Genomic DNA, 19909 nt, shown 5'->3' with positions numbered 1-19909 from the left:
GCGGACCCGGCGGCGGTGGCCTACGACACGATCGAGGCCGCCGAGGCGCGGGACGCGGACGTGGCGATTGTCGATACGGCGGGGCGGCTTCACACCAAGGGGGGGCTCATGGACGAACTCGCCAAGATGAAGCGGGTGATGGGGCGCAAAATTCCGGACGCCCCCCACGAGGTGCTGCTCGTGCTGGACGCGTCGACCGGCCAGAATGCCCTCCGGCAGGCCGAGGAGTTTATCGACAGCGTCGACGTGACCGGCCTGGCCCTCACGAAGCTGGACGGCACGGCGAAGGGGGGCATCGTGATCGGGGTCTCCCACCAGTTTCAGGTGCCAGTCAAGTACATCGGGGTGGGGGAAGAGATCGAGGACCTGCAGGTGTTTGACCGCAAAGGGTTTGTGCAGGGGCTGTTTAAGGGGGTTGAGGGTTAGCGGGTTGAAGGGCCCGTGTTTCTGTCGATACCAACCCAGTACGCACCAACACTCAACTCTTCAACCCGACCATGAGAGTTATTTTTATGGGCACGCCGGCGTTTGCGGTGCCCTCGCTCACGGCCCTCGTCGACGCCGGGTACACCCCCGTCGCGGTGGCCACCGGCCCGGACCGACCGCGGGGCCGCGGGCAAGAGGTGACGCCCACCCCGGTGAAGTCGGCCGCGCAGGCGGCGGGCATCGACCGCATCCTCCAGCCCGAGGACGTGACGGACCCGGCGTTCGCCGAGGCTGTGGCGGCACTGGCCCCCGACGTCATTGCGGTGGTGGCCTTCAAGATTCTCCCGCCCGAGGTCTTTGCGACCGCCGAGGCGGGGGCCTTCAACCTGCACGGGTCGCTGCTGCCCAAGTACCGCGGCGCCGCGCCCATCAACCACGCCATCATGCAGGGCGAGACCGAGACGGGCGTCACCACCTTCTTTCTGGAGCCGTCCGTGGACACCGGCGACATCATCCTGCAAAAGAAAATGTCGATTGGCCCGAACGAGACCGCCGGCGAGGTGCACGACCGGATGGCCGAGCTCGGGGGCGAGGCGGTGGTGGAGACGGTCCGGCAGATTGACGACGGCACCGTCGAGACGCGCCCGCAGGACGATGACAAGGCGACCCCGGCCCCCAAGATTCACGACGAGGACGGCGCGGTCCCCTGGGACGCGTCGGCCGAGGCGGTGCACAACCACGTACGGGGCCTGTCGCCCTATCCGGGGGCGTGGACCCTGCACGACGGTACGCGCCTCAAGCTGTACCGCACGCGGCGGGCGGAGGGCACGGGGGCGCCCGGCACGGTGCTCGACGCCGACGAGCGCCTGCTCGTGGCCTGCGGCACCGGAGCGGTGGAGGTGGTCACCCTGCAGCAGCCGGGCCGGAAGCGCCTCAACGCCGCCGACTTCCTCAACGGCTATGCCCTCACGGAGGGCGACCGCCTCGGCGCATAAAAACTGTCCCCGCCCACCCGCTCCCAATCCCGCTGCCGCCATGCCCGAACGCGACCTCTCCGAGATCGAGGACCGCATCGCGACCGAGAGTGCCTTCGTCGACGAGCTGTTGGAGGAGATGGGCCGGGTGGTCGTGGGCCAGCGGTACATGATCGAACGGCTCCTGATTGGCCTCCTGGCCGACGGGCACGTGCTGCTGGAGGGGGTGCCCGGCCTGGCGAAAACCCTCACGGTGCGCACCCTCTCCGACGCCATCGGGACGGACTTCCAGCGCATCCAGTTTACGCCGGACCTGCTCCCGGCCGACCTCCTCGGCACCCAGATCTACAACCAGAAGACCGGGGCCTTCTCCATCAAGAAGGGGCCGATCTTCACCAACGTCATCCTGGCCGACGAGATCAACCGCTCGCCCGCCAAGGTGCAGAGCGCGCTCCTGGAGAGCATGCAGGAGCGGCAGGTCACCATCGGGGAGGAGACGTTTCCGCTCGACGATCTGTTTCTGGTACTGGCCACCCAGAACCCGATCGAGCAGGAGGGCACCTACCCGCTCCCCGAGGCACAGGTGGATCGGTTCATGCTCAAGATCGACGTGACGTACCCGACGGAGGACGAGGAGCTGGAAATTATGCAGCGCATGGCCCGCACCGACGCGTCGCCCTCCGTGGACGCCGTCGCCCGTCCGGAGCAGATCCTCCGGGCCCGCACGGTGATCAACGACCTCTACGTCGACGAACGGGTGGAGCAGTACATCGTCAACCTGGTCCTGGCATCCCGGGACCCGGGGGCGCATGGGCTTGGCGACCTGGAGCCGTTGCTGGAGTACGGGGCGTCGCCGCGGGCCAGCATTAACCTGAACCTGGCCGCCCGGGCCCACGCCTTTTTGCGGCACCGCGCCTACGTCACCCCCGAGGACGTGCGGGCGGTGGCACGGGACGTGATGCAGCACCGCCTCGTGATCACGTACGAGGCCGAGGCCGAGCAGGTCGCCGCTGCGGATCTCGTCGATCGCATCCTGAGCAGCGTCGAAGTGCCCTAACACGGATGTTCGTTCCGACTGGCCTGTCTGTCCCGCTATGGATCGCCCCAAGACCTTTCAGAAAGAGTCCATTACGGTGGCCTTCATGGTCCGCCAGCTGCGCGAGACCGTGGGCGTGCAGGTGACGTCGGTCAACGACGCGGTCGACGCGTCCGAGCGGTCCGTGACCGAGAGCACGCTCCACCGCCCCGGCCTCGCCCTGGCCGGGTACGTGGACCTGTTTACCCATCAGCGCGTCCAGATCCTCGGCAACACCGAGACGCGGTACCTCCGCCAGCTCGACGACCCCGACCGGCGGGCCGCGTTCGAGCACCTGACGCAGTTCGACGTGCCCTGCATTGTGCTTACGGACGGGAATGAGATCGACGCCTCGCTCGTGGACATGGCGACGGACGCGGGCATCCCCGTCTACCGCACCCCGCTGTCCACGGTCCAGTTCATGGCGTCCCTCCGCAACTTTCTCTCCGACCAGTTTGCGCTCCAGCGGGCCGTGCACGGCTCCCTCGTGGACGTCTACGGCATCGGCCTTCTCCTGGTTGGCGCGTCCGGCATCGGGAAGAGCGAGGTGGCGCTGGATTTGGTGGAACGGGGCCACCGGCTCGTGGCGGACGACGTAGTGATCGCGACCCAGCGGGACGCGTCGATTCTGATGGGGGCCGGCACCGATCTGGTGCAGCACTTCATGGAGGTGCGGGGCCTGGGCCTCGTCGACATCCGGTCGATGTTTGGCATCCGGGCGATTCGGTTCCAAAAGCGCATCGAGATTGTTGTCAACATGGAGATCTGGGACGAGGACAAGGAGTATACCCGGATCAACATGGTAAAAGATACCCACGAGATCTTAGGAATCGACCTGCCGATGGTGCGGGTGCCCATCACGCCGGGCAAGAACATCACGGTGATCTGCGAGGTGATCGCCATGAACTATCTGCTTCGTCACTACGGGCACGATCCGGCGGAGGTCTTCACCGAACGGCTCCGAACCCGCATTCAGCAGGAGGGCCCGCCCGCACCCCGCCGCGGCATCGAGTACTTTGAGCAGGACTACGAGTAGAGGGGAGCAAAAGGGGGCTCTTTTGGAGGATGATTCGGCATGACCATTGCGCCTTAAATACACCCGGCATCATCGCGGAGAGACTGGGCCATTTTGAAAGGCCCCGATGAAAATGCGCCCTTAACCGGGGCGAATCAAAATCCGATGGGCCTGTCTCGTCCGGTTGACAGGCCCATTCCATCCCCCTATTTTTGCGGAAGACATGTCAACGCGTACGAAACTCCCTTCTAGTGCTAGACGTGCCCGTGCCTCCTTCTTGTTTTTCCCTGTGGGCACGGGCCGGACGTCCTCTCACCGTCCTGGCACACGTTTCCCCACCGGATTCGAATAAGCACCGTGGCCATGGACCAAGAAGAAACGTATGTGTACGATCCGGAGACCTGCTCCTTCAAGCGGGTTGAAACAACGTGGGCCGACTGGGCGGCCCGCGCCGGGCAGGTCGTAGGGCTTGCCGCCATTCTGGCGGGGCTTCTCCTCTGGGGGATTGATCAGCAATGGATCGCCTCGCCCAGTGAGAAGACACTGCGGGTCGAGAACACGGCCCTTGAGCAGCAACTTGATCGCGTCAACAATCGGATGACGACGCTGTCGACGCGGCTCGATACACTGGCCAAAAAAGACCGCACGCTCTACCGGCGGCTGTTCCAGATGGAACCGATCTCCGAAGATGTGCGGCAGGTGGGAGTTGGGGGCGCCGATCCGTACCGGCAGCTCGACAAACTGGGGGCGGACACGGAGGCGCTTCTGAAGAAGACGGCCCAGCAACTCGACAAACTGGAGCGTCAGATGAGCCTGCAGCGGTCGAGCTACCAGGAGCTTTACGGTGTGGCGAAGCAGCGCCAGGACCGCCTCCGCCAACTTCCTGCCATTCGCCCCGCCGACGGGCGCATCGTCTCGAACTATGGGATGCGCGAGCACCCTATTTTGAAGGTCCGCAAGATGCACGAAGGGGTTGATTTCTTGCTGACACGAGGGACCCCCGTCATGGTGACGGCGGCGGGAACCGTGCAGCGGGCCGAGCAGAGCCCCAGCTACGGAAAGGTGATCGAAGTCAAGCACCCGGAGTCGGAGTACATGACCCGGTATGCGCATCTGTCCGAGATTCCGGACAAGATTTATCGTGGGGCCGACGTGCAACGGGGAGACACCATCGGGTACAGTGGCAATTCCGGGTTGTCGAGCGGGCCGCATCTCCACTACGAGGTCCATCGGCTCGACGAAGGCGCTCGCAATCCCATGCGGTTCTTGATGCCGGACATGAGTCCGGAGAGCTACCGCACGCTGGAGCAGCGGACCCGGCAGTATCGAGCAAGTGTGGAGGGGGCCCCGTCCGCGCCGTCGGCGCGCTGACTGGGAGCAGGCCGGAACGATCCGATGAGGGCCGTTGCGGAGACGGGCACATCGTGTATCTTCGTGTATCTGTCTTGGAAAGCCGAGAATGAGGGCCGTCCTGAACCCGTGGTCATTCCTGCTTGGACGGCAGAGAAAACGAGATCGCAGAAGGGCCGAGCAGGTCCGGCACTGTCTGCACCTTGAAGCGTTGACACAGGTCCACGCGCGGGCCTTTGCCAGATTTTGTCGACTGCCGCTTCATGCAGACGCGCCTTTCATTGACCGGCTGGAGCCCTCCCTGGCCGAAGGAGGGCGTCTGGGGATGGGGGAAGCTCGTGGTGGGAATCGGGCTCCTGAGTGGGCTGCTTCAGCTCGCGCACGCGTCCGACGAGGGCGATGGAACCCGTGCGGCGGCCGACACCACGGCCCCGGTCGTCCATCAGGTTGATATTCAGGGAAACCGCCAGTTCTCGGAGGGCACCCTGAAAGAAACCATTCGCACCCGTCCCAACCGACGCATTTTGGGGATTCCCGGCTTCACGTGGTGGCGCTGGGTGCACCAGCTGGGAAGCGCCGACTGGATGTGGGAGCGTCTGGGGAGTGCGCTTCGCTCGGGCGGCGAGCCGCCCGCCTACATCGACTCGACCACCGTGGGGGGCGACGCCGAACGCCTGGAGTTGTTCTACCGGCAGCGCGGATTTCGGGACGCGTCGGTGTCGTACCGGGTCGAGCCGCGGGAGCGCGACGACCGTGTGCGGGTGGTGTTCGACGTCGATCCGGGGCCCGCGACCTACCTTCGGCGCGTCCAGTACGCAGGGCTCGATGCCTTGCGCACGAGTCAGAAACGGCGTCTCGTCGAGGAGACGGCCTTTGAGGCCGCGTCCGTTTCGGTAGAAGACACACTGACCGTACGGGTGCGGCAGCAACGCTACCAGGAGCCGACGCTTCTCGAAGAGCGCCAGCGCCTGCTGTCCTTCCTGCAGAACGAGGGCTACGCCGCGGTGAGCCGCGACTCCGTGCGGGCAGTGGTGTATCGGGTGGCGCCCGACTCGTTCGACGTGACGCTCCGTGTGCGAACGGGGCCTCGGTACCGGTTCGGGGACGTGCGCTTCGAGGCCACGGGGACGGAGGACGTGCCCCCCCGGTCCGATACGCTTGCCGTCGCCGCGGACACGACCGGAGGGCAACGCCCCCGGGTGACGTCCCGAATTGTGGAGGAGCGTCGCCTCGATCCGGGCATCGTGCGCCGCAGTCTGCAGTTCACTCCGGGGGCGTATTACGACCGGTCGGCCGTGCAGGCGACGAAGCGGCGGCTTGATGGCACGGGCGTTTTCGCCTTCACCAATTTCGCCCCCCAATACGATGACGTCGTCCGCAGGGACACGGCCGGGGCGCCGTACCTGCCGCTTCAGATTGACGCGCAGACCCAGCAGCGGCACCGCGTGCAGGCCGAAACGTTCGCCCTTCAGCGCGAGTCGGTGGGCGCGACCAACGCAGGGGTTCGGCTCAATGAGTTTGGGGTGGGGCTGAGCGGCACGTACGAGAACGTGAATGCCTTCGGAAGTGGGGAGACGTTTCGGCTCCGCACGTCGGCCTCGGTGGCCACGGGCCTCGACTCGTTGCTCGTGAGCTCAAATCAGTTCGAGGGCAGTGCGTCCCTCGTCCTCCCGTACCTCATCCGTCCGTTTCAATCCCTCGACCGGGCGTTCAACCTGTCGAACGCCCGGACCCGCATCTCGCTCACAGGCCTGACGGCCCTGCGCAGCGACCTTGGGCTGCGCATTCGGAGCCGGGTGAACGCGCGCCTGCGCCTGGAGATGGACCACACGCCGACCCAGTCGTCGCTGGTCGACGTGATGGACCTGAGCGTAAGCAATCCGGATACGCTCGACCGGTTCAGCACGAAGTTTCTGCAGCGCGTGTTCGGCCCCGGGGGCGAAAACCTGCAGGATCCGGTGCAGCGGCAGCAGATTCTGGAGGACTACACGCAGCCGCAGGTGAATACGGCCCTCCGGTACACGTTTCGGGACGCCACGGCCGGGCCGATGCGTCGGCGCAGGGGGCACATCTATGAGGTCTCCGGGGAGGTGGGGAATACGCTTCCGCTCCTGTTTGATCGGTTGGTGTTTACGCCCGACACCCTGGACTACTCGCTGCCCAGCCTCTTTGGGGAGGCGGGCGGGCTGACTGGGCGGCTCCTGTACCGCCCCTACCTTCGCGCATCGATCGACCTGCGGCGGTACGTGCCCCTGGGGCCGGGCACAACGCTCGGGCTCAAGTTCTTTGGTGGATGGGCGCACCCCACGGCGGGGCCGACGGTGGTGCCGTTCGACCGCCGGTTCTTTAGTGGCGGGGCGAACAGCGTCCGCGGGTGGCGGCTCCGCGAGCTGGGGCCGGGGGAGGGCCTTCCGGTGGACACCACGACGTCCGTGCCCGAGGGGCCCTCAAACATTTTGGGAGGAGACGTGAAGCTTGAATCGAGCATCGAACTGCGGACGACGCTTTTTCAGAGCGTGCTGGCGGCCCGGTGGATTGGGGCAACCTTCTTGGACGTGGGGAACGTATGGTTTGGCCCGCGCAACCCGGGCTTCGGCCGCACGGACGCAGGCCGGGACGCGCCGCGCCGCCCGGGCGACGGACGAGACGGGCGGTTTCGGGGGCTTGGGGCCCTGCTCGACGTTGGGGTGGGCGGCGGGCCGGGCCTGCGCCTGGAGTGGCAATACCTCATCGTCCGGCTCGATCTGGCCTACCGGTTGAACGACCCCTCGCCCCGAAACGACGATGTGTTTGGGGACAACTTCAGCGGCCCGTTGCTTCACTTCGGCATCGGCCACTCGTTCTGAGTCTGCACGCCGATGCTCCCGGAACACATGCCTCGGTTGACGGGGCCCATGATTTCTCAATTCCGACTGTCGATCACGCTTCCCGCCCGATTCGCACCCTGCGGCCATGTCTTTCTTTCGACCGCTTTTTCGAGCCGGCACTCGACTGTACCGCCGGCTCTTTCGACGCCGGCTGGATGCCCGCACTCGCGAGATTTCGGAGCGGTTGCGGGGGGTGTCGGCGTTCAACCACCTCTCCTCGAGCGCCCTCCTCGCAATGGCCGACGTGACGCACCGACGCACGTATCGGCGCGGCGAGTCGTTGTACTACGAAGGCGATCCCGGGCTCGGGTTGTACATCGTGGAGACGGGGCGGGTGCGTCTCGTGACGGACCGCGTGCCGGAGTCGCCCCACGAACTGCGGGTGATTGAGGCGGGAGAAATGATCGGGGGGCTGTCTCTGCTCGGAGACTTTCGACGGCTCGAGACGGCCGAGACGACCGCGGAGACGCAGGTGCTCGGCTTTTTCCGGCCCGACCTCAAGAACGTGATGCGCCGCAACCCGAAGGCTGGGATGGAGATCACCATGGCCCTGGCCCGGCACCTGGCGGCCCAGCACGTGGAACTCATCCGACGGTACGAGGAGCAGGCGGACGCCCGCACGGCGCTCCGGGCCTACGCGGAGGCCGCCGGGGCGGTCGAGGACGAGGGCCCGGCCGACGTGTGACGCCCCCATTCCGCAGTTGCCGACTGGGCGCCCCACGGCCCGCCGTGCACACGGCCTGTAATGATCGTGTCGGCCCCATGGCGGGCCCCGCTGAGGACACGTCTGTGGACCGTTCGTGTGGATCAGCCGGTTCGGGCTCTGCGTTGAGACCTGCGTGGTTTTCTTGTCCAACCTCTTGCTCTCGAGATGGGCCCACTTGCCCGCCTCAACCATTTTTTCTGGCGATACAAGTACCTGTTCGTGCCGGGGCTCCTCTTCACGATGATCTCGGCCGGATTCCAGATCACGGTGCCGATGGTGGTGCGGCAGGCCGTGGACAGCCTCCCGCGCTTCGTGCGCCTGTACACGCTGTACGGCGACACGCCGGCCCAGGCGGAGCTGTACGCCTACTTCTTCGTCACCCTGGTGCTGTTTGCGCTCGTGATCATTGCCTTGTCCGGGACGAGCGGCCTCTTCATGTTTCTGATGCGGCAGACCATGGTGGTGGCCTCGCGCCACATCGAGTACGACCTGCGGAACGACCTGTACGACCACCTGCAGCGGCTGTCCTCCACCTTCTACCAGGAGTACTCGACGGGCGACGTCATCACACGGGCCACCGACGACATCGAGAAGGTGCGCCGCTACGTGGGCCCCGCCATCATGTACGTGACGCGCTCCTTCGTGATGGTGCTGGTGGCCGCATCGGTCATGTTCGTCATTTCGCCCACCCTCACGCTCTACGCGCTCACGCCGCTGCCGGTGCTGGCGGTGGCGGTGTTTTTTATGGCCCGCATGGTGCACCACCGCAGTGACCAGCTGCAGCAGCAGTACTCGACGTTGACCAGCCGGGTGCAGGAGGCGCTGTCGGGCATTCGGGTGCTGAAGGCCTACACGCGCGAGGCCGCAGAGGCGGAGGCCTTCGACGACGAAAGCCAGGAGTACCGGGCGCGCAACCTGAATCTTGCGCTCGTGGAGTCGGCGTGGCGGCCCTCGTTTCTGCTGCTGGTGGGCGCGTCGACGGTGATCGTGGTGTGGATGGGGGGACAGCTCGTGGCCGAGGGGGCCATCACGATCGGGAATATTGCTGAATACATCATCTACATCAACATGATGACGTGGCCGGTGGCCTCGCTCGGCTTCGTCATTACGATGATTCAGCGGGCCTCCGCGTCGGTCCTGCGGCTGCAGAACATCATGGACCGCGAGCCGGACATCGACGACGGGCCGCAGACCAATCCGGCGATCCAGAGCCTGGAGGGGCGCATCACATTTCGGGACGTGTGGTACCAGTACGAAGACGAAGATGAGCCGGCCCTGCGGGGGGTGAGCTTCGACCTCCCGGCCGACCATACGCTTGCTGTCGTTGGACGTACTGGGTCTGGCAAAAGCACGCTCGTCCGCATGATTCCGCGCCTCCTGGAGCCGGACGCGGGCACGGTCGCCGTCGACGGATACGAGATCCAGACCATTCCGATGCGAACGCTGCGCGAGCACATGGGGTATGTGCCGCAGGATGTGTTTCTGTTTAGCGACACGGTGGCCAACAACATTGCGTTCGGCGACCTCGACGCCGAGCGGGAGGAGATCCGTGCGGCCGCCGCGGAGGCGGACCTCGTGGAAAACGTGGAAGACTTTCCGGACGGCTTCGACACGTACGTGGGAGAGCGCGGCATTGCGCTGTCGGGCGGGCAGAAGCAGCGGACGTCCATCGCCCGCGCCCTCATTCGTGACCCGCGTGTACTCGTGTTCGACGATGCGCTCTCGGCCGTCGACACGGCCACGGAGCGCAACATTTTGCGGTCGCTGCGGGAGCGACAGGGCCGCCACACCCTCGTCATCGTAAGCCACCGGCTCAGCACCGTGCAGGCGGCCGACCTCATTCTCGTGATGGAGCAGGGCACGGTGGTGCAGCGCGGCACCCACGAGACCCTCGTGAACGAAGAAGGCCTCTATGCGGACCTCTACGAAAAGCAGTTGCTGGAGGAGGAAATTCAGGCACTGTAGTTCGTATTGCGTGGTTCGTATTGCGTGTCTTTTGCCTGGACAAGACGCAATACGAAATACGCAGTACGTTTCCCCCCGTCGAAGCGTACTCCGGCCCGACACGAGGCATTCTGCATAGATGAAAACTGACGTCATCCCCCTCGGAACGGCCTCCGCAGTGCCGACGGACGAGCGGCACCTTTCGGCCCTGGCGATCAAACGGAAGGGGCGCGTGCTGTTGTTTGACTGTGGGGAGGGAACGCAGTACCGACTGCGGGAGGCTGGGCTCAGCTGGGCGCGGATCGATGCCCTCTTCGTGACGCACCTGCACGGGGATCACTGCTACGGGCTGCCGGGCCTGCTCTCGACGATGGACCTGCAGCAGCGGACGGATCCGGTGACGCTTGTGCTGCCGCCAGGCGGCCTCGCGATGCTGCGGGCGGTGCCGGGCGCCGCGCCGGATCGGCTGTCCTTCCCGGTCGAGCTCGTTGAGGCGGACGCGGCGCTGGGGGAGGGAGTGGCGTATGAGGCGAACGAGTTTGTCGTGGAGGCCCGGCGACTGGAGCACAGGGGCGACTTCGCAATGGGGTTTCGGTTCGAGGAACGGACGCGGCCGGGTCGGTTCGACCCGGCGCGGGCCCGAGCACTGGGGGTGCCGGAGGGACCGGCGTTCGGGCGGCTGCAGAACGGGAGCCCGGTGACGACGCCGGACGGCACGACCGTGCATCCGACGCAGGTGCTGGGCCCGCCGCGCCCCGGCATCGCGGTCGCCTACGTGACGGACACACGTCCCTGCGACGGCGGCCGGGCCCTCGCCGCCGAGGCGGACCTGCTCTACCATGACGCTACGTTCGCCGACGAGCACGCGGCCCGGGCCCGCGAGACCGGGCACTCGACGGCGCGGGAGGCGGCCACGGTGGCGCGGGACGTAGGGGCACAGCGCCTTCTGCTGGGTCACCTGAGTGCCCGGTACCCTGATCCGACCCCCTTGGTGCAGGAGGCGCGGCAAGTCGTTCCGGGAGCAGAGGCGGCCGAGGAGCTCCGGCACTACACCCTCGATCCCCGAGACAAAGCGCCCGACCGGTGAGGGAGGGCGATGGACGAATCGTAACGCAGCGGCGACCAATGCCACATCGTCGTCTTGGAGAACGCAACACTGCGCGTGTCCTCCAAGTTGCTTGACTGTTGTCGCACTGATTTCCTTCACCCATGCGCTCCGCTTCCCTTGGCTGACGACGCGTCCGACGACCATTTCGAACCAGAAGACACCGTCAAGGAAAGCAACACGTTCGACGGACGCCTCATCCGTCGGCTGGCGCGATACCTGAAGCCCTATGCCGGGTACATCGTCCTGGCGCTGTTCATCACGCTCGGGGCGTCGCTACTCGGGCCCCTGCGCCCCTGGCTCGTGCAGAAGGGCATCGACAACTACATCGTGGTGGGGGACCTGGAGGGCCTGCAGTACATCATCCTGTACCTGGTGCTTGCGCTGGTGGGGGAGGGCATCCTCTCCTTCGGGGAAAACTACCTCACGCAGTGGATCGGACAGCAGGCCATCTATGACCTCCGCACCACCCTCTTCCGGCACGTCGAGGGGCAGTCCCTCTCGTACTTCGATCGCACGCCGGTGGGGCGCGTCATCACCCGCACGACGAGCGACGTGGAGGCCCTCAGCGACGCCCTGTCGTCGGGGCTCGTCTCGGCGCTGGGCGACCTTTTCAAGCTCCTCTTCATCGCCTACTTCATGTTCACCCTCAACTGGAGGCTGGCGGTGGTGACACTGATGGTGATGCCGCTGATGGTGTGGGTGACGTTCTGGTTCCGACGCAATGTGCGGGAGCAGTACCGCGAAACGCGCAAGCAAATGGCCCGCATCAACTCCTTTATCCAGGAGCACGTGACGGGCATGCACATCGTCCAGCTCTTCAACCGGGAGGCCGAAGAGAAAGAACGGTTCGAGGGCATCAACGACGAGCACCGGGCGGCCCACCTCCACACCATCTTTTACTACGCCGTCTTCTGGCCGTCCATCGAGTTCATCTCGAGCGTGGCCCTGGCGGCGGTGCTGTGGTTTGGCGGCTTTCGGGCCCTCGGCGGGTCGGCCCTCACGCTCGGCGTCCTCGTGGCATTCATCCAGTATGCGCGGCAGTTCTTCCGGCCCATTCGGGACCTCTCGAACCAGTACGATACGTTGCAGCGGGCGATGGCCGGGGCCGAGCGCGTGTTCAGCCTGCTCGACACCGACGAGGGCATCGAGGCGCCCAACGCCCCGATCGAGCTTGACGAGATCGATGGGGCGATCGAGTTCGAGAATGTGTGGTTCGCCTACGAAGAGGACGACGAGGGCACTCCCGACTGGGTGCTGAAAGACGTGTCGTTCCGGGTGGAGCCCGGCGAGATGGCGGCGCTCGTGGGGGCGACCGGCGCGGGCAAGTCGACGGTGATGAACCTGCTGCTCCGCTTCTACGAGATCCAGCGGGGCCAAATTCGAGTCGATGGACATGACATCCGCGACCTGCGGCTGCAGGACCTGCGTGAGCACATTGGCCTCATTCCGCAGGATGTCTTTCTGTTCAGCGGCTCCGTGCGGCGCAACCTGACGCTCGGCGATCCCAGCATCGACGAGGACCTGATGCGACGGGCCGCCAAGACCGTGCAGGCCGACCAACTCATTGAGCGGCTGCCGGACGGGTACGACCAGGACGTGAAGGAGCGCGGCTCGTCCCTCTCGCGCGGCCAGCGGCAGCTCCTGGCGTTCGTGCGGGCGCTGCTGTACGACCCGGACGTGATGGTGCTCGACGAGGCCACCTCTAGCGTCGACACCGAAACGGAGGCGCTCATTCAACGGGCCCTGGAGCGCGTGACGGAGGGGCGCACCACGCTCGCCATTGCGCACCGCCTCTCGACCATCCAGGACGCCGACACGATTCTGGTGATGCACAAGGGCGAGATTCGGGAGCGGGGCACCCACCAGGAGCTCCTGTCGATGGACGGCCTCTACCACAAACTTTACGATCTGCAGTACGCGGATCAGGCGGCGCCGCGGGGCGACGGGGCGCGGGCCGACCAGCACGTACAGGCGTGACCAGCACGTACAGGCGTAGCACGGAAGCCAGGGACGCCGGAAGCGAGCGTTCGCGGGGCGGGCGCAGATCTGTGTAACGCGCCTGCACGGAAAGACACCCACCCTGTGACTCATTCCTTCCGAAAGGGCCTCTCCACAGCGCCCCACTCCGTGCTCAGCACTCATCGTTCCTGACCCACGACGGACCGCCATTGGTACCGCCGACACGAACACCGCCATTCTGTTTTTCAGTCGCCGCCCGGAACGGGAGGGGCTGAACAAGCGCTTCGTGCGACAGGACCACGCCAAGAATCAGCGGGTCGCCGAAGCGTTCTACGACCATGCCCGCCAGGCGGTGGCGGAGAGTGGGCTTCCGGTCGTCGAGGTCGACGATACGCAGCAGCGGGGCTCCGACTTTGGCGCGCGACTCGCCAACGCCTTCGCCGATGCGTTTGCGGCGGGGTACGACCGGGTCATTGCCGTGGGGAACGACTGTCCGACCCTGCATGAAGTCGACTGGACCGGGGTCGTGACGCAATTGGCGGCGGACCGGCCGGTCCTGGGCCCGACGCCCGATCGAGAAGGAGCGTACCTGATCGGACTGACTCGTGCGCAGTTCGACCGGGCGGCGTTTGCGACGCTTCCGTGGCGATCGTCGGAGCTGGTCCCCGCCCTTAGGTCGCACCTTGAAGCCGCCGTGGGCGGAAGACCCGTGCGGCTCACGCCCCGGGCCGACGTGAACGGTCACGGGGATCTCATGCGTCTGCTGCGGGGGGCATCCGCCCCGCCCGCTCTCGCGGAACGTCTCCGCCATGTGCTGGGCGACGCGTTCCGAACCCATCAGGCCGAACAGCGCGGGGCCACGCGGCCCGTCCTCAAACGCCGCTCGCGCGCCCCACCCTCCCCCCGACCGGGCAGCCACACGTAGCGATGAGCACCCAGGAGCGGTGCGGGTCCCCGGTTCGTCCCGAACGGATGAGCCGGCGGGCCCCTTCCTGTGCCGCGTCGTGGCTGTTCGGTCCGTCTCTACGGACTCCGGCCGTTCCCTAGTTCGTCTCGGGCGGTCGGACTCCCTGTCTTTACGGCCTCTCCAGCATAACCCGTGTCGCAGTGGGGCTGCCCCCTCTGTACGGCACCCGGAGAGGCGTGACGAATCGGTCGTTCCCCGCCAGCAAGGCACCCTCCTATGATGTCCCTAAGTTTGTACTCTTTGTGTCCCTCGCTCCGTTTCCGCGACGTGTTTGCCGCGGGACTTCTCCTCGTCTGCGGCCTCACAGCCGCCTCGCCGGCCCCCGCCCAGACGGGGCTGGAGGTGCACGCCGTGAATGTCGTCGAACAGACCCCGGTGGCCGGCGTCACGGTCCACGTCGTCAATGAGGGCATCGGGTATTCCGCGACGCGCCGGACCGATGCTCAGGGCATCGCGCAATGGACCGGACTCTCCACCGCGGGCAGCTACGCGGTCTTCGTGGAGGAGACCGACCAGTACTACGCGACCCGCGTGTCCGACATTGAGCTGCGGTCGAACTTCACGCGGAGCGTGACGCTGTTTCTGCGTCCCCTCGCCGAGTTCGAGCTGGACGAGGTGGTGGTGGAGGGCGCGCAGGGCGTGGCCGAGGTGAACCGGGTGAACGCCGAGGTGTCGTCGAGCTTCGACGCCGCGGCGCTGGAGGACCTGCCCGTGGAGGGCCGCAACTTTACCCAGAGCCTCTACCGCCTGCCCAACGTCACCCCGTCGACCGGCTTTTTTGCCGAGGCCCCCAATGTGAGTATCAACGGGACGAACGGTCTCTACACCCAGTACCTGATCGACGGCATGGACAACAACGAGCAGTTCCTCGGCGGACCGCAGTTCGACGTGCCCACGGGCACGGTGAAAGACGTGACGGTGCTCGCCAGCACCTACTCCGCCGAGTACGGGCGCACCGGCAACGGCATTTTTAACGTCACTACGAAGTCGGGGAGCAACCAGTGGGAGGGGGAGGCCTTCTACCTGACGCGCCCCGGTCAGCCGCTCGACGGGGAGTTTACGAACGAGGCCGGCGACGAACTTGCGCAGCGCGACCTGTCGGGCAATCAGGTGAAAGAGGGGTTTCAGCGTCAGCAGGCGGGCTTTGCGCTCGGCGGCCCGATCGTGCGGGACCAGACCTTCCTCCACGTGAACGTGGAGCATACCACCGACTTCAAGGACAACCTGCTCGACGCGCCGGGCGTGCGGGAGACGATCAACGGCCAGAATCATCTGACGTACGCGTCGGCCCGGGTGGACCACCGCTGGAGCGACCAGTGGCGCTCTACGGTGCGGCTGAACGCCAACCGGGTCCACATCGACAATCAGGGGGGCGGGCTGACCGGCGGCGTCACGTTTGCCAGTGCGGCGAGTACGGAGGAGCGCGACGGGGTCCACGCGTCCGTCCAGAATACCTACGTCGGCGACAGGCTCGTGTACGAAAGCAATTTTCAGTACAGCTGGTTCAACTGGGACGCGGGGAATCCGGCGAACCCGAACAGCCCGCGGGTGAGCGTGGAAGATCCCAGCGGCACCCTTCGAGCGGCCCTCGGTCATCCCGGGTTTGCGTTCGACAGCGTGGAAAACACATTTCAGCTGCAGCAGAAGGTGTCGTACTCGCTCGGCGACCACAACCTGAAGGCGGGGGCCGACGTCCTGGTGTCCGACCACGGTCTTACGGGCGGAGGCAATCCGAACGGCAACTACACGGTGCGGCTGAATCAGTCGCAGTTCAACCGTTTCCAGAATGCCAGCGTTGACCCGTCGCTGATGCCGGAGGCACTGCCCGGCGTGCTGGGGGAGAGCGCGCAAGACCTTGCGGTGACCAACTACCGCGTCGAGCTCCGCCCGTCCTCGTTCGGCGCACGGCAGGACCTCATCGGGCTTTATCTGGAGGACGAGTTCTCGCCGGTTGCGGACCTGACGGTGACGGCGGGCCTGCGCTGGGACTACGACAGCCTCTCGGAGGCCACCCTGGGGCGGGAGCATGGGGACTGGGACAACGTTGCCCCGCGCCTCGGGCTCAACTACTCGGTCGACGCGCGCACCACCCTGCGGGGGGGCTACGGCCTCTTCTACGACAAAATCGTCTATTCCGTCGTCAGCGACGCGCTGCAGGTGAACACGAACACGGACGGCTTCCAGGCGCAGATCCGCGAGCTCGTCGACCGGGGCCGCCTACCGTCCGGCACCAACGTGGAGGAGGTCACCTTCAATGGAAATCGGACGCTCGGGCAGACCCCACCCCCGACCTACCTAGAGGGCCCGACGGCCTCGGACGTGGAGGGAACGCCTACGAATGTGTTGAGCCAGGCCCAGATTCTGAACCCGAACGGGTACGAGAATCCGGCGACGCACCAGTTCTCGCTCGGCATTCAGCGACAGTTTGGGGACGATCTGCTGGCGTACGTGGACCTCATCCACACTCGCACCTACAACCTCTACCGCATTCGTGACCTGAATGCGCCGGCCCCGTTCGAGATTACCGAGGATGACCTCGACGACGTTCTGAACGACCCCAGCCGGGATCCTTCCGACCTGGTACGGAGCCGAGAAGAGGCCAATGCGGAGCGCCCGGTGGCCCCGCGGCCGGGCGGCGCACGCCGCATCACCATGACGGAAATGAAGGGCGAGGCGCGCTACTGGGCGGCCAATTTCAACCTTGTGAAGGACCGGGCCGACGACCGCTACTCGTACCGCCTGAACTACACGCTGTCGAGCCGGCGCAACAACACCGACGACATTAATTTTCGGGCCGAGGACGCCAACGACTTTGAGGAGGAGTGGGGGCCCTCGGTGAATGACCGGCGGCACGTGATTAGCACCGTCGGGTCGGTGTACCCGGCCGACCGGCTGCGCGTGACGCTCGCGGGCCTGTTCCAGAGCGGGCAGCCCATCAACCGGGTTCCCAATGCGTGCGAGCCGGGCGCCGGGCGCGAGGGGGAGGTTTGCTTCGGCACCCGCGACCTGAACGGGGACGGAATATACCGCGGGGGACAGTACGTGGGGAGCAGTGATCGCTTTCCCGGCGCGTCCCGCAACACCGATCGCCTCCCGTGGTCCTACCGGCTGGACCTCAGCGTGCGGTACGGCTGGCCCATCGGGGGGGGGCGCGTGGTGGCGCGGGCCGACGTCTTCAATGTCCTCAACACGGAGAACCTGAGCGGCTTTGCCAACAACGCCACGCAGAGCAACCAGATTCAGGTGGGCCCGCCGGGCTCCGACATCGAGGAGAAAAACGCCGGGCCGCCCCGGCAATTTCAGTTCGGCCTGCGGTACGAGTTTTAGACCCTCGACGCTGCGCCGTGCAACAGACACCATTACTGGCTCCGTTTCTCAGACTCTCCCCGTCACATGCCTGCCGTGGCCGCCATTCTCGGAAGCGCCTTCTCGGACTCGCTGCCCGGCCAGCTCGACCTGGACCCGGAGGAGGTGGATACCGAGTGGGGGACCCAGACCCTCTACCGCTTCCCGGACGCCGACCGACCGGCCTACGTCCTCTTCCGCCACGACCTGCCGCACCGGCTGCTGCCTAATCAAATCAACTACCGGGCCCAGGCCGCGGCGCTACAGAGCGTCGGCTGCGAAGGGCTGCTCGTGACCAGTTCGGTGGGGGTGGTGGATCCCGATGTGCCGATCAACCGGCCGCTTCTGGTCGAAGACTTGCTGATGCTGGAGAACCGCCTCCCGGACGGGAGTGCATGCACGATGTTCGCCGAGCCCGCGGACGACCACGGCCACCTCGTGCTCGACGACAGCCTGTTTGCCACCCGTCTCGCGGAGCAGGTGCGGGGTCTGGCCGAGGAGGTCCGCGCCCCGATTGCCGACACGGTGACGTTTGCCTACGTGCAGGGCCCGCGCTCCAAGACCGCCGCTGAGAACCGGGCGCTGCCGCGCCTTGGGGGGCAGGTCAACTCGATGACGCTCGGGCCGGAGGTGGTGCTGGCGAACGAGCTGGAGATCCCGTGTGCCGGGCTCGTGGTGGGACACAAGTATTCGATCCCCGATCGCGACCCGCCGGAGGAAGACGCCCTGTCCGCCACCCTGGATCGCTCCCGTGAGGCGCAGGAGCGCATCGTCACGGCCTTTCTGCGCCGGGCTGAGCCCGTCGACTTCCCGAATACCATCTACCGCTTTGGCACCGATGAGTGAGCCTGACACCGCCGCCCGCTTGACCACGCCCGAGGGCGTGCGGGCCTACGTCCGAGGCCGGCTGGAGGATTTTCACCCCACAGGAACGCCGACGCGCCTGCCAGAGGGCAATCTGAACGTCGTGTGGCGCGTGCCGGGGGCGGATCGGTCGGTCATCCTGAAGTACGCCCCCCCCCACATCGCCGTCGATCCCGAGACGCCTCTCGACCCGTCGCGTCTCACGATTGAGGCTCGGTGCCTGGAGGCGCTGAGCCCCAGCGCGCGGCTTGCAGGCGTGGGGCCGTCCTCGGTCCGTCCCCCTCGACGAATCGATCTGCAGACGGAGCCGCACGTGCTGATCATGGAGGATTGTGGCAACGGGCCCACCCTGGGGCGATGGCTGTGGGAGGGCGAAGAGACGACCGTTCGAGACAAGGCTCCAACCATCGGGCGCCGGCTTGGAGAGTTCATCGGGCGCCTGCACCGCACCACGCTCAACGATCCCGACTGCGCGACGGCGTTCGACAATCGGCCGATGCAGGAGACGCGGCTCGCGGTGCAATACCGAGGGGTCGCCGACATGCTGCGAGTCGGGGGCGTGGACGACGCCGTGATGCTCGGCGAGCGGGCGGTGGCGCTGGGCGAAGAGTTGCGATCGCCCGGCCGGTGCCTCACGATGGGCGACCTATGGCCGCCGTCGGTCCTGGTGAGGGGGGACGGCGACCTGCGAATCATCGACTGGGAACTGGCCCACTACGGGCGGCCGCTACAGGATGTGGCGCACTGGCTCGCCCACCTGTGGATGCAGCGCCACCGGGCACCGTCCGAGGCCGTGGCAGACGCCATCGCGGGCCACCGTGACGCGTTTCTGACGGCGTACGCCGAGGGCCTGGGTGCTGCGAGGGATGAACTCTGGGACGACGCGGAGCGGCGAGGGGCCGCGATTCACATTGGGGCCGAGATCCTCGTTCGGGCGGTGGGGCCGTTTCAGGCCGGGTACGTGTATGCCGGACTCGATGCCGACCATCCGGCGGTGCAGGAGGCCGTGGCGACGGCGTCGACGTGTCTCCGGATCCCGACGGCCGTCGACCTCTTCGGGCAGGGGCCTACCGTAGGCCAAGGTCCGGGATCGGCACCGGCTCGCCGGTTTCCGCGCTGACCCACACCAGAACGGCGGTGCCGGTGGCCACCGCCGCGTCGGTGTCGTGGGGGCGGGCGGTGTAGTACGTGGACACGCTGGACCGGCCCGGCGGCTCCGCGTACACGTCGATGCGGAGCGTGGCGGGGTGATACACCGGGCGCTCGAAATCACACGACGCGTGGGCCAGCACCGGACCGCTCTCCGCAA

Annotated in this window: 14 protein-coding genes and 1 pseudogene; 14 read left to right on the top strand and 1 reads right to left on the bottom strand. The window is 66.4% G+C overall.

The genetic code is table 11. The features are described from left to right. The 14 genes and pseudogenes from V5A20_RS07685 to V5A20_RS07620 all read left to right on the top strand — a co-directional run. A pseudogene (locus V5A20_RS07685) lies at positions 1–426 on the top strand (signal recognition particle-docking protein FtsY); the annotation flags it as partial. 71 nt (positions 427–497) lie between these two features. Continuing rightward, a complete protein-coding gene (gene fmt, locus V5A20_RS07680) occupies positions 498–1421 on the top strand; it encodes a methionyl-tRNA formyltransferase (RefSeq protein ID WP_332327047.1) in 924 nt (307 codons plus the stop codon). A gap of 40 nt (positions 1422–1461) precedes the next feature. Continuing rightward, positions 1462–2457 (top strand): AAA family ATPase, encoded by a 996-nt coding sequence (locus tag V5A20_RS07675; RefSeq protein ID WP_332315643.1) that lies wholly within the window; start codon positions 1462–1464, stop codon positions 2455–2457. Positions 2458–2494: 37 nt separating this feature from the next. Further along, positions 2495–3511 (top strand): HPr(Ser) kinase/phosphatase, encoded by a 1017-nt coding sequence (gene hprK / locus V5A20_RS07670; protein WP_332315642.1) that lies wholly within the window; start codon positions 2495–2497, stop codon positions 3509–3511. A 342-nt stretch (positions 3512–3853) separates the two neighbouring features. Then, positions 3854–4861 (top strand): M23 family metallopeptidase, encoded by a 1008-nt coding sequence (locus V5A20_RS07665; RefSeq protein WP_332315641.1) that lies wholly within the window; start codon positions 3854–3856, stop codon positions 4859–4861. Positions 4862–5103: 242 nt separating this feature from the next. Then, entirely contained in the window at positions 5104–7686 is a 2583-nt protein-coding gene (locus V5A20_RS07660; RefSeq protein ID WP_332327046.1) for a BamA/TamA family outer membrane protein, read from the top strand. Positions 7687–7792: 106 nt separating this feature from the next. Then, a complete protein-coding gene (locus V5A20_RS07655) occupies positions 7793–8392 on the top strand; it encodes a Crp/Fnr family transcriptional regulator (protein ID WP_332315639.1) in 600 nt (199 codons plus the stop codon). Positions 8393–8578: 186 nt separating this feature from the next. Then, positions 8579–10378: an ABC transporter ATP-binding protein gene (locus V5A20_RS07650; protein ID WP_332327045.1), complete on the top strand. Its 1800-nt coding sequence runs from the start codon at positions 8579–8581 to the stop codon at positions 10376–10378. A 118-nt stretch (positions 10379–10496) separates the two neighbouring features. Then, a complete protein-coding gene (rnz, locus tag V5A20_RS07645; protein ID WP_332315637.1) occupies positions 10497–11444 on the top strand; it encodes a ribonuclease Z in 948 nt (315 codons plus the stop codon). Positions 11445–11582: 138 nt separating this feature from the next. After that, on the top strand, positions 11583–13442 hold the full coding sequence (locus tag V5A20_RS07640) for an ABC transporter ATP-binding protein (RefSeq protein ID WP_332327044.1): 1860 nt from the start codon (positions 11583–11585) through the stop codon (positions 13440–13442). 268 nt (positions 13443–13710) lie between these two features. Continuing rightward, entirely contained in the window at positions 13711–14349 is a 639-nt protein-coding gene (locus V5A20_RS07635) for a DUF2064 domain-containing protein (RefSeq protein ID WP_332327042.1), read from the top strand. 309 nt (positions 14350–14658) lie between these two features. Continuing rightward, complete coding sequence (locus V5A20_RS07630; RefSeq protein ID WP_332327041.1) at positions 14659–17718, top strand: TonB-dependent receptor; 3060 nt, start codon at positions 14659–14661, stop codon at positions 17716–17718. Positions 17719–17784: 66 nt separating this feature from the next. Beyond that, a complete protein-coding gene (locus V5A20_RS07625; protein ID WP_332327040.1) occupies positions 17785–18582 on the top strand; it encodes a phosphorylase family protein in 798 nt (265 codons plus the stop codon). Beyond that, positions 18575–19720, top strand: a complete 1146-nt coding sequence (locus V5A20_RS07620; protein ID WP_332315632.1) for a phosphotransferase family protein — start codon at positions 18575–18577, stop codon at positions 19718–19720. Before V5A20_RS07625 ends, V5A20_RS07620 begins: the two co-directional genes overlap by 8 nt. Here V5A20_RS07620 and V5A20_RS07615 read toward each other — a convergent pair. Next, positions 19668–19909: acyl-CoA thioesterase (locus V5A20_RS07615; protein ID WP_332315631.1), on the bottom strand; the 242-nt coding region annotated here is incomplete at its 5' end. The two genes, V5A20_RS07620 and V5A20_RS07615, sit on opposite strands and share 53 nt — an antisense overlap.

Source organism: Salinibacter sp. (assembly GCF_036626415.1).
Taxonomy (GTDB): domain Bacteria; phylum Bacteroidota; class Rhodothermia; order Rhodothermales; family Salinibacteraceae; genus Salinibacter.
The sequence above is the reverse complement of the archived record's forward strand: the minus strand, read 5'-3'. Positions and strand labels throughout refer to the sequence as shown.